Origin of the sequence: Psychrobacter urativorans (assembly GCF_904846695.1) — a bacterium.
GTDB lineage: Bacteria > Pseudomonadota > Gammaproteobacteria > Pseudomonadales > Moraxellaceae > Psychrobacter > Psychrobacter urativorans.
On the sequence record NZ_CAJHBR010000007.1, the window covers coordinates 98282 to 115972 of the forward strand.

General features: G+C 44.2%; 11 protein-coding genes. 5 read left to right on the forward strand and 6 right to left on the reverse strand.

Features of this window, described 5'->3' with window-relative positions:
* Positions 1 to 189: 189 nt before the first annotated feature.
* A complete protein-coding gene (dnaE, locus tag JMY09_RS06880) occupies positions 190 to 3879 on the reverse strand; it encodes a DNA polymerase III subunit alpha (protein ID WP_201622857.1) in 3690 nt (1229 codons plus the stop codon).
* Positions 3880 to 4402: 523 nt separating this feature from the next.
* On the opposite strand from dnaE, the gene JMY09_RS06885 reads away from it, so the two are divergent.
* A complete protein-coding gene (locus JMY09_RS06885) occupies positions 4403 to 4927 on the forward strand; it encodes a GNAT family N-acetyltransferase (protein WP_201622858.1) in 525 nt (174 codons plus the stop codon).
* Positions 4928 to 5040: 113 nt separating this feature from the next.
* Here the strand turns inward: JMY09_RS06885 and glcF are convergent, their stop codons facing one another.
* The 4 genes from glcF to ggt all read right to left on the reverse strand — a co-directional run bounded on the left by glcF (position 5041) and on the right by ggt (position 10967).
* On the reverse strand, positions 5041 to 6252 hold the full coding sequence (gene glcF, locus JMY09_RS06890) for a glycolate oxidase subunit GlcF (protein ID WP_201622859.1): 1212 nt from the start codon (positions 6250 to 6252) through the stop codon (positions 5041 to 5043).
* Positions 6253 to 6303: 51 nt separating this feature from the next.
* Entirely contained in the window at positions 6304 to 7362 is a 1059-nt protein-coding gene (gene glcE / locus JMY09_RS06895) for a glycolate oxidase subunit GlcE (RefSeq protein ID WP_201622860.1), read from the reverse strand.
* Positions 7359 to 8840: an FAD-linked oxidase C-terminal domain-containing protein gene (locus tag JMY09_RS06900; RefSeq protein WP_201622861.1), complete on the reverse strand. Its 1482-nt coding sequence runs from the start codon at positions 8838 to 8840 to the stop codon at positions 7359 to 7361. Before JMY09_RS06900 ends, glcE begins: the two co-directional genes overlap by 4 nt.
* A gap of 201 nt (positions 8841 to 9041) precedes the next feature.
* Positions 9042 to 10967, reverse strand: a complete 1926-nt coding sequence (ggt, locus tag JMY09_RS06905) for a gamma-glutamyltransferase (RefSeq protein WP_201622862.1) — start codon at positions 10965 to 10967, stop codon at positions 9042 to 9044.
* Positions 10968 to 11157: 190 nt separating this feature from the next.
* Here ggt and JMY09_RS06910 point away from each other — a divergent pair, with 190 nt between their 5' ends.
* The 3 genes from JMY09_RS06910 (at position 11158) to JMY09_RS06920 (ending at position 16084) form a co-directional block, all read left to right on the forward strand.
* Positions 11158 to 11595 carry a hypothetical protein gene (locus JMY09_RS06910; RefSeq protein ID WP_201622863.1) on the forward strand — a complete coding sequence of 146 codons (438 nt, stop codon included), beginning with the start codon at positions 11158 to 11160 and terminating at the stop codon, positions 11593 to 11595.
* 422 nt (positions 11596 to 12017) lie between these two features.
* The gene (locus JMY09_RS06915) at positions 12018 to 14156 is read left to right on the forward strand and encodes a hypothetical protein (protein ID WP_201622864.1); all 2139 of its coding nucleotides are present in this window, start codon (positions 12018 to 12020) and stop codon (positions 14154 to 14156) included.
* Positions 14157 to 14242: 86 nt separating this feature from the next.
* Positions 14243 to 16084, forward strand: coding sequence for a hypothetical protein (locus tag JMY09_RS06920; protein ID WP_201622865.1), 1842 nt, complete (start codon positions 14243 to 14245; stop codon positions 16082 to 16084).
* Between the two features lie 111 nt (positions 16085 to 16195).
* Here the strand turns inward: JMY09_RS06920 and JMY09_RS06925 are convergent, their stop codons facing one another.
* Positions 16196 to 16852, reverse strand: a complete 657-nt coding sequence (locus JMY09_RS06925) for a hypothetical protein (RefSeq protein ID WP_201622866.1) — start codon at positions 16850 to 16852, stop codon at positions 16196 to 16198.
* Between the two features lie 441 nt (positions 16853 to 17293).
* On the opposite strand from JMY09_RS06925, the gene JMY09_RS06930 reads away from it, so the two are divergent.
* Positions 17294 to 17560: a hypothetical protein gene (locus JMY09_RS06930; RefSeq protein ID WP_201622867.1), complete on the forward strand. Its 267-nt coding sequence runs from the start codon at positions 17294 to 17296 to the stop codon at positions 17558 to 17560.
* The last annotated feature ends 131 nt before the right edge of the window (positions 17561 to 17691 follow it).

Genomic DNA, 17691 nt, shown 5'->3' on the forward strand with positions numbered 1-17691 from the left:
AATTTAAAATAAAACATAGGCAAGTATAATAAAACAGAGTCATTGATAATACTGTGCTACTAGCAGCAGTATCATCGGTTACTTATTAAGGGCTGATGAGGGCTATAACAGATTTAATATTTAGCCATTATTTAACTATAGGTGGACAGCGGTTTAACTAGTCATTATTGGATAGTCATTTAAAGGCTATTAACTATAATGAAAGTGCAAATTATCTTCACTAATCAGCTCCTTGAGCTTCTGCAAATTGTCATCATTAGGATATACCCGCCAATGCTCAGACAATGCCACATTGGCAATGCCATAATCAGCGTAGACGCTCAAGCCGAGCATAGTGCAGTTATCATTGATCGGAGCATCGTTAGTGGCAAAGTTAGGTTCAGATAATTCGTGATTACCTTGGGCTGGATTTGGCGCTTGTGCCATCAAGTCGTTACCGGCTTCATCGTATACGCTACCACCTAAAGATGGATCAAAGAAGGTATTAGCCTGATCCTCTTGATCTTGGTCATAAGCTAAGCGTGGCGCTGGAATGATACTCGCTTGCGCGGCTTTTAGTAATGGTTGTAACTGTGTCAATAACTCAAGATCATTACCATGAATTTTTATACTGATTTTTTTTAACCAGCGTAAGCGGGCATCGATCATAGTCATGGCGTTATCAAGACGGGCGAATAGGCGTCCATCACGCTCACGTATACTGCCTTTTATGATCACTACTTCATCCACTTTTAGTTGCTCTTTGACTCGATTGAAGCGCTCGGCATAGCAGCTGACTTCTAATCTTGAAGTACCATCATCTAAGGTAATCACATTACGATTGCCGAAGTTTGCCATATCGATGACCAACCCAGCAAAGTAGCAGCTACCGTTATAGCCAGTATCCGTTAGCTTGTTTAAGCGTAACCCTGAAGTGTAGTGCTTAAGCTCTTCTAAATACTCATTTATAGGATGACCAGTTAAGTACAGTCCTAAAGTGTTTTTTTCAGCTTTTAGTCGGTGCTTATCGCCCCAGATTAGATCGCTGGTCATCACTAACGGTGGGGCGGCGACTACGCCATCCATCTCACCGAATAGATCCATCATGCCGATCTCACGATTCTGGCGATCCTGTTCAGCTGCTTGTACGGCGCTAGGCAATTGACTCATCAGCGCCCCTCGAATCTCGTAGGCTTCCTCTGCTGGCAAGTCTGGGCGTAGTGTCGCTGCAAAATCATCAAAACAGCCAGCACTTACTAAAGCCTCAAGGGTACGTTTATTAACTTTTTTGATATCAACTCGTCGGCAAAAATCATACAAATCTTTAAAATAACCCTCGCGGCGACGAGCTTCCACAATAGAGTCAACTGCCCCTTCACCAACGCCTTTGATAGCGCCTAAACCGTAAATAATGTTGGTCGGAGTATCAGCAACAAAGTGCCATTCACTACGGTTCACCGAAGGGTTGACTACAGTAAGATTGAAGTTCTCGCGGCAGTCATTGATAAAGAACACTACGTTGTCAGTGTTGTTCATATCTGAAGTCAATACCGCTGCCATAAACTCGGCAGGGTAGTATTGCTTGAGATAAGCAGTCTGATAAGCCAGCACCCCATAAGCAGCAGAATGCGAGCGGTTAAAACCGTAGCCGGCAAACTTCTCCATTAGGTCAAACACCCCACCTGAGGTCACCTCATCGATACCTTGTGCAGTGGCGCCCGTTAAGAAGATATCACGCTGCTTGGCCATCTCTTCAGGTTTTTTCTTACCCATCGCTCGGCGTAACATATCAGCACCGCCTAAGCTATAGCCGGCCATGACTTGCGATATCTGCATTACTTGTTCTTGATAGACGATAACGCCGTTAGTATTCTCTAAAATAGGCTCTAGATTAGGATGATCATAGATGACCTCTTCGCGGCCATGCTTACGATCAATATACATGTCAACCATACCGGCATCTAGTGGGCCGGGACGATAAAGCGCACACATGGCGATCACGTCTTCGATGTTAGTCGGCTGCAATTTAGCTAAGTACTTTTTCATGCCCATACTTTCTAACTGGAATACGGCCGTAGTTTTGGCATCTTGCAGTAGTTTGTAAGCTTTACTGTCATCTAGCGGCAAGTCCTCTAGGATCAGCTCCTCTAAGCCTTCATTGACTCGGCGCTTGTTAATATTCTTAACAGCAGCGTCGATTACTGTTAAGTTACGTAGCCCTAAAAAGTCGAATTTTACTAAGCCTACAGCCTCAACATCATCTTTATCGAATTGGCTAACCCGTGATCCGTCATCATCACAGTAGATAGCGCTAAAATCGGTTATTTTATTTGGCGCAATAAGGACCCCACCAGCATGCTTGCCAACGTTACGGCAGATACCTTCAAGCTTAATGGCCATTTCCCAAATTTCAATAGCGTCTTCATAATCCATATTGTGTGGATTGGAGATAAGATCTTTTAGCTGTGGCTCTTGCTCTAAAGCTTGACTGAGAGTGATACCTGGGGTTTTAGGTATTAGCTTGGACATTTTGCTGGCTAGAAAATAGGACTTACTTTGCGCCCGTGCCACATCACGAACTACCGCTTTGGCCGCCATAGTACCGAAAGTAATGATCTGCGAAACCGCGTCACGACCATAAGTTTGAGCGACATAATCAATCACTCGATCACGCCCATCAATACAAAAGTCAATATCGAAATCGGGCATAGATACCCGTTCAGGATTCAAAAAGCGCTCGAATAATAAATCGTAATGGATCGGATCAAGATCGGTAATATTCAGCGCATACGCCACTAACGAGCCAGCACCGGAACCTCGGCCGGGGCCTACTGGGACACCATTGGCTTTTGCCCAACGAATAAAGTCCATAACGATCAAGAAATAACCCGGGAAGCCCATCGATAAAATGACATCCAGCTCATATTCTAAGCGCTCATCGTATTTTTGTTTAATATTATCCCAAGTATCACTGCGGGCCTCAACTGGGAACAGCTTAGCTAAGCGCTGAGTAAGACCACGCTGCGATTCAGCTCTAAAAAAAGATTCAGTAGTCTCGCCTTCAGGCACTGGAAACTCAGGGAGTACGTTAATGCCTAATACTAGCGTCACGTTACAGCGAGTCGCTAACTGCAAAGTATTGTCAATCACTTGCGGAATATCTGCAAATAACTGCTGCATTTGCTCTTGCGTCTTTAGATACTGCTCATCTGAATAAGTCTGCGGGCGATTAAGGTCGGCCAACACATAAGAGCCAGCGATACAGACACGAGCTTCATGGGCATCGAAGTCATCTTGCTCTAAAAAGCGCACATCATTATGGGCAATAATAGGAATATGATGTTTAGCACCAGCATGAATAGTCGCTTGGGTAAAAGCATCTTCACCGCTACGGTTAGTCCGTTTAATCGCAAAATACAAGCGATCAGCAAACGCCGCTTGCCAGTCTATTAATAGCTCATCCGCTCTTTCTGGCATGGAGCCTACTAAGGCTTGTCCGACATCTGACTTTTCGGTAAACAGCACGATGACCCCAGCAGCGTACTTGATAACCTCACTACGTTTAACAATAGGGGTGCCGTGATTGGCAGGGTCAGCACGACCTTCAGTAAAACCTGAGGATACAATGCGAGTAATATTCTGATAGCCTTCATCGTTCATCGCTAATAGCACTAGACGCGACTCTTCATCGTCCATAATGATTTCGCTACCGATGATCGGCTTAATACCAGCACTCAAGCAAGCGCGATAGAATTTAACAGTCGCATACAAGTTTGATAAATCAGTCAAGGCTAATGCTAGCTGATTATCGGCGGCTGCCGCTTTGACTAATGGCTTGATACGTACGATAGAATCGGTAATCGAATATTCACTGTGAATGCCAAGGTGTACAAATGCCATAGAATACTCTTGCTAAAGGGTTAAAAAAGGCTAAGGTTAATGACTGCTATCAGCTTTACACTAACTGCAAATAAAGGCTATTTATCAGTGTTTTAGCTGTCTGTAAAGACCGCCATACGCTAATAATAGCCTTAGTCGTTCTGATTGATGTTGCTCGATAACGGACTTAATCTTAGCGGCTAATAATAGCATTATTTGCGCCTAACAGCCACCAATTCAAGGCGCACAGTGTCAGATCAGCAAGCTCAATCTTAGCTTAAGAGTCAGCCTAAGTATCAGCCTAAGTATCAGCCTAAGTATTAGCTTAAGTATCAGCTTAAGTATCAGCCTGAATATTAGTACCGATATGACGTTGAGGTAGTGCAGGTAGTGAATTGGCCAAGGCGACTTTGCTGCTAGAGTAATAGTGATGTCTATTATCTGCTTTACGGCTAGTAGTCCATTAGTGATTTGATAGTAAGCTAATGTTGATAAACTGTTTTTAACGATGATAGAGAGTAGTCAATAACACTGGGAGTAAAAAATGTTTACTATTCGCCAAGCAAATAGCAGCGATAGTCTTGCTATTGCCAAAGTACAGTTAGTTAGCTGGAGTGCTGCTTATGGCGAGCTGTTGCCAAGCGCTTATATCAAGGAGCAAGATAGCTTAGCAGCCAAAGTGGAGATGTGGCAAAAAGTCATAGCGCATCCTGAAGCGAGCACTTGGGTAGCTCAAGATAAAAATGATGAAGATTGTGAGCATGGCGTAGGGTTTATCAGTTGTTTTAACAAAGATAGTGAGTGGGAAATAACCACTCTATACATCTTACCTGACTATCAAGGCCAAGGCATTGGTAGCAAATTAATGAACAGCGCTTTAGACCATATCCTAGCGGCTAATAGTCGAGCTAAGCTGTATTTATGGGTGCTAGCAACTAACGTTAAGGCTAGCAGTTTTTATCAACAGCATGGCTTTGTAGCTAGTGCACACAGTAGCGAAGAATGGTATGAGGGCAGTAAAATAGTAGATATAAAAATGGTTAGATCAATGCCCGATAGAGAGTCTTGAAAGCCTTTAGTTAATTGCTGTGATAGCTTTTGTTAGTACTAGCTACAAAAAAACCCTCGCTATCATCATAATATCGAGGGCTTAAATAGCAACGATAGCTTATCTAGGAAGCCCTACTGCGGATCTAACAATTCAATCCAGTGCTTCACTGGTACCGAAGACTTCGTGCCTAAGTGTAGCTGACAACCAATATTAGCAGTGACTATCTGCTCAGGATTGCCAACAGTCAAGTCTCGTAACTTATTAGAGAGTAGTTGCTGGCTCATCTCAGGCTGTAGGATCGAGTAAGTACCGGCAGAACCGCAGCATAAATGTCCATTTTGGGTGCGGGTCAGCTCAACACCGGCTTGCTGCAAAATTTGCTCGACTAAGCCGCCTAACTGCTGAGCATGTTGCAGTGAGCAAGGGCAGTGTACGGCTGTTTTACGGCCTAAGCCTTGTAACTGCAGCTGGCTTAAATCTTCTTTTACTAATACCTCGCCTAGATCTTTGGCCAGCTCGCCTACTCGCTGTGCTTTGGCAGCATAAGCACTGTCGTGGCTTAGTTTTTCGCCATACTCTTTGACCATCGAGCCGCAGCCAGAAGCGCTGATGACAATGGCTTCTACTCCTGCCTCAATATAAGGCCACCAAGCGTCAATATTACGGCGCATAAAGGCCAGCCCTTCTTCATGAGCGGACAGATGATAACTCACCGCACCGCAGCAGCCAGCTTCAGGGGCAGTGAGTAAGCTGATGCCTAATTTATCTAGCACTCGTGCGGCTACAATATTGGTGTTCGGAGTGGCTACAGGTTGAGCGCAGCCTGCTAATACTAACATTTGGCGAGTGTGCTGTTGTACGGGTAAGGACAGCTTAAGCTGTCGCTCTGGTACTTTGGTTTTTAAACTACGGGGCAAGAATGCTCGCAGCATCTGACCAATTTTCAGAAAGAACCCAAAGCGGTTGGGGTAGGGCAGAACTTTACGAATCAGCCAACGCAGCGCCTTTTGATCCATCGGTCGCGGCAGCTGATCTTCCATAATGTCACGACCTATTTCAGCTAAGCGACCGTATTTCACCCCAGAAGGACAAGTAGTCTCGCAACTACGGCAGCTTAAACAGCGATCTAAATGGGTCTGGGTTTTTTCACTGACCTCACCAGTTTCTAGCATTTGTTTGATCAAATAAATACGTCCACGGGGACCATCGCGCTCATCGCCTAGCTCTTGATAAGTAGGGCAAGTGGCATTACAAAATCCACAGTGTACGCAGCTACGCAAAATAGAGTCGGCTTGTTGGATGTCTGGATGCTCTAGGTACTTCACATTAATTTGGGTACGCATGATGTCCTCTTATGCTATTTAGCTATTACACTTAACGAGTAGGTTAATTTATTACATCCAACTATAGAGACGACCGGGGTTAAAAATACCACTCGGATCGAAGGCTTGTTTCAGGCGCTGGTGTAGTTTACGCAGTGCTTCAGGCTGAGTATGAAAGACCTCTTGCAAGCGATCACCACCCCGATAGACACTGACTTGCCCACCAGCACGGTTAGCTAATGCTTCTAACTCGGCAGCTACAAAATCCCCACGCAGCCAACGCTGACTGCCACCCCAATCAATCAGCCAATCTTCCTTGGCCAATAGGTGCTCGGCATTACTATTAACTGAAAACCGCCATAAAGGCTTGTCACCAGCGAAGTAACTCAATTGCTGCTCACGTAACTGAGTCCATAGATCATCGCAGTCTTCTAGCTCAGTGCCCTGCCATTGACTAACAGTACTGGCAACGGCACTGCTTGCCCCTTCTAAGCGTAAATATAACTGGCCGTCAATCCAACAAGCTGCTGTTAGCGGCTTAGATTGACCTGCCAAGCGATTCATCTCGGTAATGGCTTGGGCAGCATCCATTTCGCGCTTAAGGGTTACAGTAGCGGCGGGCTTAGGCATCACTTTTAGACTGACCTCACTAATAATCCCTAAAGTACCCATAGCCCCAGCCTGCAGGCGTGACACATCATATCCGGCGACGTTTTTCATCACTTGCCCGCCAAAGCGCAGCTCTTCTGCACGGCCATTGATTAAGCGAATACCTAAGACATGATCTCTTACTGAGCCGTTCCAAGGTCGTCCTGGGCCGGATAAATGGCAAGCTAAGGTACCGCCTAAAGTAGCTCGTCCATCAAAGGTAGGCGGCTCAAATGCCAGTCGTTGGTTATGCTCAGCTAAAGCGGCATTAATCTCCACTAACGGTGTACCTGCACGCGCCGTAAGCACCAGCTCAATCGGCTCATAGCTTACAATACCGCTATGTCCGGCTAGACTAAGTGGCTCACCTTGAGACTGACGACCCATAAAATCCTTACTGCCACCGCCAGTGATGGTTAACGCAGTGCGATTAGCACTAGCTTGTTTAACTTGCTCTATTAGCTGCTGACTGATATCACTCATGCTGGCGCTCCCTGTGATTGATGCTGATGCGCTGGCTCGTTTTTATCTCTATCGAGTGCTCGATACTCTTGACAATGTTTAAGCACAGGAATACCTTTACCCGGATTAAGAGTGCCAATAGGATCGAAGGCATGTTTGATAGCATGAAACTGGATTAACTCTTGCTCGTTGAACTGTACTCTCATCTGGCGAATCTTTTCTATGCCAACGCCATGTTCACCAGTAATACAGCCCCCCACAGCTACGCATAGCTCTAGTATACGACCGCCAAACTCTTCGGTCTTTTCAAAATCACCTGGTACATTGGCATCGAATAAGATTAATGGGTGCAAATTACCATCGCCGGCATGAAAGACGTTGGCCACTCGTAAGCCATAGTGTTCTGACATTTTTTGCATTTCAGTTAGCACATAGGCAAGTTGGCTACGGGGAATAGTGCCATCCATGCAGTAGTAATCGGCTGATATTCGTCCTACCGCTGGAAACGCTGACTTACGACCTTTCCATAATAAAGCACGCTCCGCCTCACTTTGAGACACCCGAGTTGAGGTGGCACCAAGCTCAATAAATAGCTGCTCGACTTCATTTATTTGCTCAGCAACTTCAGCGGCGCTACCATCCAATTCGCATAGCAGCAGCGCTTTGGATTCAGTAGGATAGCCGGCATGTACAAAAGCCTCGGCAGCTATAATAGCTAAGCTGTCCATCATCTCAAGTCCGGCTGGAATAATACCTTTGGCAATTACGCTACCTACGGCGTCCCCTGCAGTCTGCACGTTATCAAAAGCGGCCATAATCACTTGCGCTTTTTCGGGGCTAGGTAATAGCTTGACGGTGACTTCAGTGACTATCCCTAATAGTCCCTCAGAACCAGTAATCAGAGCCATCAGATCGAAGCCATTACTGTCCAGACCTTCACTACCAATAGTGATTAAATCGCCTTCAACGGTAACCATTTCCACTTTTAATAAGTTATGAACGGTTAGTCCATATTTAAGGCAATGGACCCCGCCCGAGTTTTCGGCCACATTACCACCTATAGTACAAGCGATTTGTGAAGAAGGGTCTGGACCATAGTACAAGCCAAAAGCGCTTGCAGCTTCGCTAATAGCTAAGTTACGTACGCCTGGTTGCAAACGTGCGCTACGGGCAAGGGGATCGATACCGAGAATATGCTTAAAGCGAGACAGTACTAGCAGCACCCCATCAGGGTTGGGCATCGCTCCAGCACAAAGGCCAGTGCCAGCACCACGGGCTACCACTGGAATCTGATAGCGATAGCAAAGTCGCATCACTTGCTGTATCTGCTCGACGGTATCTGGTAACACTACTATTAACGGCATATCGCAATAAACAGACAAGCCATCACATTCAAAAGGCCGCTGGGTTTCTTCGTCGCTAATCACATACTCAGGCTTAATAAAGGCACTAAACATCTGTACTAATTCGGCTTTATTAGGTCTTTGGCTCTGGTTCATACTGCTCTCCCTAGCTTATGTTAACTGGGTTGATGATAATTATTTTGCGGTCTGGCATTCGTGGTCTTGCCCTTAACCGAGCTTAGATTGCTGGTCAACAAAAATACTTCTAGCTGTCATTTATTGTTAACTGAAAATCGACCAAAAACCAAGCGTTTTTAGTCGATAATACAAATTTACCTAGAAGCACATTATGTACGATTAATAGCCGACTACTGCCGCATCAACAATGCGTGGATCTGATGAGCCGTAAATACCTGTTGGGGTTAGCATAATAGATTGAGTAGAGCCCATAGCTTGTTGCGCACTAACTTTATGTCCCATCGACTGCAGCTTATTTATAGTATCGACATTAAGCGCTTTTTCGATACGAATCTCATCGGGTAGCCATTGGTCATGAATACGCGGAGCATGAGTGGCTTCGGCGATATTCATATCATGGTCGATGACATTAGAGATGATTTGAGTAACAGTAGTAATAATACGACTGCCACCAGGACTACCGGTGACGATATAAGGCTTGCTGTCTTTGAATACTAAAGTAGGACTCATAGAAGACAGCGGGCGCTTGCCAGCTTCAACGCTATTGGCCTCACCACCAATCAATCCATAAGCATTGGGCACCCCAGACTTGGCAGAGAAATCATCCATCTCGTTATTCAACAAAATCCCTGTACCTTCAGCGACTAAGCCGGTGCCATAAGAGAAGTTAAGGGTATAAGTATTGGCTACTGCATTGCCGTCTTTATCAACGACAGAGAAATGGGTTGTCTGATCGCTCTCATAAGGGAGCGGATTATTGGCCTTAATAGTTGCTGCTGGCGTGGCTTTATTGGGATCGATTAACTGGCGTAACTTATCGGCATAAGGTCTAGCGGTAAGACCACTGCTAGGAACATCAATAAAGTCAGAATCGCCTAAATACTCTGAGCGATCGGCATAAGCTAACTGCATTGCTTCGGCCATTAAATGGATAGTTTGGGCACTATTTTGCCCATAGTCTTTTAGGGGATAACCCTCTAAAATATTTAAGATCTGCACGATGTGAATACCGCCAGAGGAGGGTGGTGGCATAGAGACAATATCATAACCGCGATAGTTGCCGGTGACCGGCTGGCGAGCAATGGCTTGATAATCTGCTAAGTCTTGCAAGCTCATACTACCCCCTGCCTCATTGACTGCCTTGACGAGCTTACGGGCGGTATCGCCTTTATAAAAACCATCATTGCCTTGTGCCGCAATGAGTTTGAGAGACTGAGCTAGCTCCGGCTGACGCAAACGCTCACCGGGCTGATAAGTGCTACCATCAGGTTTAAAGAATATCTTGCTAGTGCTTGGCCACTTTTGCATCCGATCTTTTAGGGCTTCTAGAGATTCAGATAAGCCGGGGGTCACTTCAATACCATCGGCTGCCAAGGCAATCGCTGGTGCCATCACTTTTCCGCGGCTCATAGTGCCGTGATCCTCTAATGCTTTTAGTAGCCCAGCCACGGTTCCTGGGACACCTACTGCTAGTCCATGATAGCGGGACAAGTCGCTGACCGCATTACCGTCTTTATCCAAATACATATCACGGGTAGCACTACTAGGTGCTTTTTCACGGTAATCAAGCGCTATAGTTTTGCCCTGCTTGGCATCATAAATCATCATAAAGCCCCCACCGCCGATATTGCCAGCACGAGGCAGAGTTACCGCTAACGCAAAGCCTACGGCTACTGCAGCATCAACGGCATTACCGCCTTGTTTGAGTATCTGTAAGCCAATATCAGAGGCTAAGGCTTCTTGGCTGGCGACCATACCGTTCTTAGCCCAAAGCGGATGTTCGATAGCATCGTTTGAATAAATAGCTTGGTCCGCTTTAGCGGTAGCTGGTCTGGTAACAGGCACAGTCTTGAGGCTATTAGGAGCGGCACGTGTGACACGCTTAGTCTCGGACACTACCGTTGGAGCCTCAGTCATAATAGCTAGGTTAATAGCACTAGTATTTATAGCACTGTTGTTTATAGTGCTATGGCTTGGCACAGCAGCATTAGCTGATACTGATATTAAAAAAGAGCTACTGATAACAAAAATAGCAGCTTTTATGGAGGCTAGATTCTGTTGAGACTGTAAGCTTGGTTTTTGCATCGCAAAGTCCTTTTTACGAGAGGGATAGGCAGGTCAATTTATCTGCTAGAATTGTCCGTTATATATAACCAGCTTAACACTTCAAAAGCTAGTGGTTTAATAGTAATATTAATGAGTGAAAGCTTAGACTATAGTTTGTTATAAAATTTTATCCTGGTCGTCACCTTATTAATACTATCTGGAGATCATTATGAAAAAACTATTCGCAACCGCTATGGGTTTAGCCGTTATGTTTAGCGTAACCCAAGTACGAGCCGCCCCTTCAATTGAAGAGTTCATACAAGAAGAAGCCCCAGCTTCTAGTTATTATAATTGTGCTTATAAGATGCAGATTGCCAGTAAAAAGTGTCTAGTAACTTTAACTAATGTCAAATCATCGATAGATAGTCGAGCGAAAAAGATTTTTGGTAGCCGCGCAGATTTAGAGCTGCTGACTATTAAATGGCCAGATGGTGATGTTGGTCGCTATTTAGATATCGGCGGTGATGAGGTTTATAAGTTAATTAATCTAGGCGATAGTAGGAGCTATCATTACAAAACTGATAATAATGATGGGTTTAGTTTAAATTTTTATAACGGTCTAGTTATTCAAGACCAAAATAATAAAGAGCACATTCGCTTATGGTGAGTTACTCCTATGAGCTCATGGCAGTCAAAGCTAACACGGCCTAACAAAAAGCATTATCTAGTAAAGATTATGCTTTTTTTATGGATAGAAGTTTATACATCAGACTATTTACCTCTATAAGCTCAATAATTGGCTGCGTTTATCCACCATGAAAACCCTAGTTCAGCTAGTTGCAATGCAGCTTGCCATGCTCCTTGCTCTACCACTGGTAATAGCAGTCAATATATAAGTATTTTTGTATTGCTTATTAATTACTAATATGTAATTTTATGTGTTATAAATAGTAATATAGACGCTATTTTTATTAATTTTTACCAATGCCCAGCTCATTAGTGAGCATTGAATATTCGACCTTATTAAGCAAAAATAGCAAGCAAAAACAGTAATCAAAAATAGCTATCAGCATGAATAAAGGGATTTTTATGTCATTGCCTACGCATTACCTCCAGCGTCGTTATAAGGGGCAGCTCAGGAAGTCAGCTGACCCTCATAATAAAAAACCTGCAGTAATAACCGCCGCCTATCTGTTAGTGTTCGGTAGCGCCGCTGTAGTGCTGTCAGGTTGTCAGACTAGCCCAACGCCCTCGAAGAACGCTAGCCAAGCGATGATTGATTTTAATAAAGTCGATAGCGCACAAGGAAGCGCATTTAATGCTCAGCTGTTAGCCAATGATCAACGCTATCAGCAGCTATTTGATCAGACTAAATACCCTAATAGCGAATCCCAAGCCAAATCACGTTTGCTTAGCGCCATCCGCCAGCATCTAGCAGGCGAACAAGTGGCGGTAGCGCAAGCCCATTATCAGATAGTACCTTTTACCAAAGCCGACAGTATCGATGCTGGATCTAGTAGTTTACTGCGAACCATGATCGAGCTTTATGCTTATAAAAACCAAAACTCAGCTGACTATAGTGATAGTGATAGTGATACTGATGCACAAGTCGCTGAGGCTAGGGCAGAGCTAGAGGCAGCGCAATCAAATAGCTGTAATGACAGTAGTAACGATGACGCTTATGAAGTCTGTGTTGTAGACTCTGATATTGACTATGCAGCAGAGGCTTATACTGACGATGAAGCGGTAGAAGCAGCACAAGCAGCTGTCGCTGCTGCGGTAGCGGCAATAAATAGCGATGAAGCAGAGTCATACGATGCTGATGGTTTTAACCAATATGGCTATGATCAAGACGGTTACGATCGAGAGGGTTATGACCAAGATGGCTACAATACAGACGGTTATGATTATCAAGGTTATGACTACGATGGCTATGATGTAAATGGTTTTGACAATCGCGGCTTGGATGAGTACGGCTATGATAAAGACGGCGTTTATGGCGATAACTCAGACGAGGAGGACAGCAGTGCCAGCTCATCAAGACTAGGGAGGCTAAATCCAAAGGGTCTGCTAAGAGATTATGAGGCGATGCAAAACCAGAAACAGCAAGCGGCTACGCAAGGTGGCGCTGCTGCGTACGATCCATTCGCTGGCATGATCGGCATAGCTTTAGGTATGTTGCAACGTACGCCAGAGCAAGTAGAGGCGATGAATGCATATCAGTATAAGCATTTAACCTTCAATAGTGTTAGCCACTATCAGCCTAAGCAAAAGCAGCTGCAAAGTGTTTATAGCTATGACTATAGCACCCCAACGCTTAGCTCCTCAGTGCAGATACCATTAGCGATCGATTTTAACAACAGCCGTATCACTATTGACCCCTCAGCTCTACTGCCTTTAGTAGCCTTAGTCAACCCTGAACATACGCCTTTGCCTGAACAAATGAGCAGCCATACTGTGAATTTTGGCTTACCGGAAACGATTACCTCACAGCTACCTTCTGCAGTGATTTATGATGCTGTGATCGCTGCTATACAAGATAGTATGGCTGAGTTGTCGGCCGAAAACTTCAGTGCGGTCGATATCCGTGACGATGCTTTTGCTAAAGAAGTCGGGGCTGAACGCGCCGTAAAAGTCTATTTCGGTAGTCAACAAAGCGGTGAGATGATCGGTAAGATGCTCAAATATGTCAGCCGCTCTTTAGCCCGCTATGTCGAGGCTAACCCTGATAAATATACTGATGATGCGGCGCTGAAAAAAGCCATTAATAAAATCCAACTCTATAATAAGGGCTACCAAAGCGCTGATGTTGGCGCCTTACTACAGCTGATAGAAGCTATAGGTCCTATCTCCTTTAATCAGGTCAACTATTACTATTTAGACCGGGCAGATCGACTATTGGCCAAACAGCAGACTATAAACATGGGCGGCGATTTGATGGGTGCACGCACTGCGGTCCTCAATCAAATTCGCTATGACCAAGCTAGCTTTAACCAACATGCCTTAACGCCATTATTAGCCCAGTCGTTTGGCCCCAACTCGCAACCAGCTATGGATGGTAATGCTTGGTTAACTAGCCAGCGCCAACGCACAGAGCAACTGAGACAAGCGCGCTATGCTCGCTATAGCTATGATGACGACAGTACCTATGAAACTACCCAAGACTATATAGACGCTGTTGATGCCGTAAAGACTGAAGATGCGGATATCTCTCTTGATAGTCAATGATTCTAACTAGCAAAGGTAGGAGCTACCTAATTAACGGCAGCTCCCGGTCATCTGTTACGTCTAACACTATGCTTTAAGGATAAAAAATGAACATAGCACCTGCATCTACTCTCGCTCGTTTGCAATCAATTAAAACCACTAGCCTAGTGCTAACAGGAGCATTAGTAAGCGCCGGCTTGTTATTGGCAGGGTGCCAGTCCACTGCTTTGAGCCAAGCTAATATAGCCACTAATAACACGCCCAGCGCTGCAAAAACGGCTCTAGCAACGGCGCTACAGCAGCAGCGTCGCCAGTCTTTTAGCTATCATAGCAATGTCGAAATAAGTAATGAGGCGCAATTTAGCGCTGGCAATACAACGCCAGCGGCTATACAACCCTTAGCGAAAACAGGCTATATCGATGACTACTGTGAGGATACTCATGACCAAGCTTATGCCGATCTATTAGTGCAAGCTCAAGCGCAGCAGTTAGATATTTCTACTAGCGCTTATGAGACTCAGCGCCAAGCGCTAAAGCAGAACTATTTAGCTTGTAATGAGGCTTATTTGGCTTGGGATGCCAATCAGTATCCTGAAGATGATAGCAGTTATGGCGATTATAGTGATGAAGGTGAAAGCACAGCCTATAGCATAGATAGTCGTGACGCAGCGGTAGCGCTAAAAGCAGGTGCTAAGCTTAACAGCGAAACCTCTGGCGCGGCTGGCGCGACTATCGTTGAGACTAGCCGTATTAAGGGCGCTAAAAATCAAGCCACAAGCAGTAGCAGCACTATTGCTGCCGCTAGTGCTAGCCGAGGCGCAGTAGTATCGCCTTATTATCAGCAGCTGTTCGATAACTACGAGGATATGACCTCAGTAACGGATAATAAAAAAGCGCAACTACTAGATGCCTATTTACTCAAACCGTTATCGATTAACGCTCAAGGCGTCTATCAGCCATTAGCTGGCAGATTCACTATGCTCGGCAGTGTGCAGTATCAAGGGCGCAATAATCAAACTAGTATGAATCAGCCGGTTTATATCGATTTTAAGGGCGGCAATATCTATCTTTGGGCTGATAATTTTGCGCTGTTTAATTCAGAGCTGTTGGATAATAAATTAGGCACTAAATGGCAGAACAAATGGTTGAAGTTAGCGCTGGACGATGGCAGTTTGCCCAAAGGTTTTGGCAGTGCGGTTATCAAAGCGCATCTCAAGGCTTTGGATAATAACTACGCCAATGCTGACGCTAGCCAGTTCGACTTTATAGCGCCGAATAGTTTGACGGCTCTATCCCCTAAATTATCCACCCAGCAACTGATCCCGATGCTACAAAGCGCTCAAATTATTAGGCGCACCCGTAGTCTTGACAGCTATAAACAGTCTTATAGCGACTATGCCGAGAGCTTTTATCATGATATCACTCAACAGTATCCGCAACTAATCACCCCAAGCCAAGATGATGAGCTGAGTAATGCATCAGCAGAGGATCAGACCTTTACTAGTAAGGTGCTAGTTGAGCAGCTATTGGCACTGATGAAAAAAGCTAGCAATGAGCCAGAGCAACAACAGCCAGTGGAGTCAGAGACACTAGTAAGCTCGCCAATACAAGACCTGTATGGCCTCGATAATCGCGGTCAGTTGCAGTGGCATCATAACCGTAGCTATGCGCCAGTGGATAGTCAAGCTAAGCTTGGCAGTCAGATCAGCACTGACATTCTGCAGCGCTATCTGCCATTAAGAGGCCAAGAGCCTATGTTTCCAAACTTGCCCGCTGATGCGCAGTTACCTAATGCTAGTAACAGCGTTGATATAAGACAATATAGTACTGAGCTTGCTGACTATTACCGTAACGGTGGCGGTACTACGATAGGGAAGATGCTATTTAGCGCCTTGCCAATGTATAAGAGTATCTATGCGACAAAAGCTGAGGGACTAAATGCTGAATAAAGCTTAGGAGCTATACAGGAGCAATAGAGGTAACAATGCTGATAGGAACACGGACAGGAAGAGGAACAGTAACAGCGGGGATGACACTGTCAACAGTAGCATGCCCCCAAACTATTTAACAATAATGGTGTAGCTTAAAGGCTTATCTTGCAGATCATAACTCTTGATAGCTTGTATTTTAAAGGCATTACGATCGTAAAAGTCTATCTCTTGCGCGGCTCTTAATTCCAGCATGTCCATCATGGCATTGTAATTGCCACCAACCGGATTACCGAACAGCTTTTTGGCAATATAGCCTAAGTAAGATTTGTTATAACCTGATATTTCAAACTTAGTGTAGTAAGGGTCTATAGAGCGATCGATCAGCAAGTTATCGCTGATCGCAATGGTTGAGGGGCAGTTAAAGCAACCCGGAATAAACTGAATATTTTCAACATCGACTTGGCTAAGTAAGTCTTTGGTTGTATTGGTCTTACTGTTATAAGTGACATTTGACTTAGTTATATAACGACAACTTGCGCTATTGATGATCCTAATGGAGCGGATTTTGTTACCTTTATTGACTTCAACATCCAGCTGGCAAGCACCAGCGCCAGCATTACTGTAGCCATTCCAATTTTGCTTCTTTAGACCCAGCTTATACTGACTATTTAAGACCTCTACATCTTTACCTAAAGAGCTGGGAGCAATAAAACTACTATAGTTTGCCGCATAGACAGGGACAGCTGCTACTGTGCTAGTGATGACTAGTAATACAATCTTTTTCATAATGCATGCTCAGTAGTAAAATTATTAGCGTCTCATTCATTAATGCTCGACATCCCCTCATATTACTAATTGCGCACAGTACCTAAGGCAATAACGGCAGTATTTAAAAGCGGCTAGGGCTGACTATTAGTATCTAATAAAAGAGCTGTAAACACTATCAGACCACCTTTAATCCCTCTTTAGTCTATTTATTTTACCTAAATCTAGGCTTTATCCAAGTTTTTTTAACTTATCTTAGCTCTATTATGGGCTGCACTAATGTCTAGAGATAGTCTTAAAGGTATTATGGTAACCATAAAATAGATGGAAAAGTCTCTACACGTGATCCTATTTCGCAACAATCAGCTTAAAACTATGGCTTTAACTATCGAGTAATAGATAATGATCCAAGCTTTCCAAGATGCTGCTAATAGAGCTGAGCGAAATATAGTGGGACAATAATTGAAAAAGTTTTATCAGCGTTTAATAATGAACAATATCGAAATAAAAGAGTGTTTAGATATAGTTAATATTGATGAAAACGGTATAGTGATAACTTTGAATAAACAGTATCCCTCTGGTAAAGATGTCGCTAAAGATATCGAAAGTCAGCTATCTAGTGACAATGAGCTAGAAGTTGAAAATTGGGACGCCTTTTATGATAATTTATGTTCTTTAGACTATGAACTTGATAAGAAATTTAAAAGTGTGACTATAATTCATATTTAAATGTAAATGACGAATCAATTATTACTTATCTTCAAATTATTCTTGATGCTTGCAACAGTTACTATAGGTCTACTAATATTGACGAGGAATTTAGTTTCTATGCTGTTTTTCTATATAAGCATATGACTATT

Bases quoted from the DNA above. Each gene is read 5' to 3' on its own strand.
- dnaE (WP_201622857.1), bottom strand. From the start codon at position 3,879: ATGGCATTTGTACACCTTGGCATTCACAGTGAATATTCGATTACCGAT.
- JMY09_RS06915 (WP_201622864.1), top strand. From the start codon at position 12,018: ATGTCATTGCCTACGCATTACCTCCAGCGTCGTTATAAGGGGCAGCTC.
- ggt (WP_201622862.1), bottom strand. From the start codon at position 10,967: ATGCAAAAACCAAGCTTACAGTCTCAACAGAATCTAGCCTCCATAAAA.
- JMY09_RS06900 (WP_201622861.1), bottom strand. From the start codon at position 8,840: ATGAACCAGAGCCAAAGACCTAATAAAGCCGAATTAGTACAGATGTTT.
- glcF (WP_201622859.1), bottom strand. From the start codon at position 6,252: ATGCGTACCCAAATTAATGTGAAGTACCTAGAGCATCCAGACATCCAA.
- JMY09_RS06885 (WP_201622858.1), top strand. From the start codon at position 4,403: ATGTTTACTATTCGCCAAGCAAATAGCAGCGATAGTCTTGCTATTGCC.
- JMY09_RS06910 (WP_201622863.1), top strand. From the start codon at position 11,158: ATGAAAAAACTATTCGCAACCGCTATGGGTTTAGCCGTTATGTTTAGC.
- JMY09_RS06920 (WP_201622865.1), top strand. From the start codon at position 14,243: ATGAACATAGCACCTGCATCTACTCTCGCTCGTTTGCAATCAATTAAA.
- glcE (WP_201622860.1), bottom strand. From the start codon at position 7,362: ATGAGTGATATCAGTCAGCAGCTAATAGAGCAAGTTAAACAAGCTAGT.
- JMY09_RS06925 (WP_201622866.1), bottom strand. From the start codon at position 16,852: ATGAAAAAGATTGTATTACTAGTCATCACTAGCACAGTAGCAGCTGTC.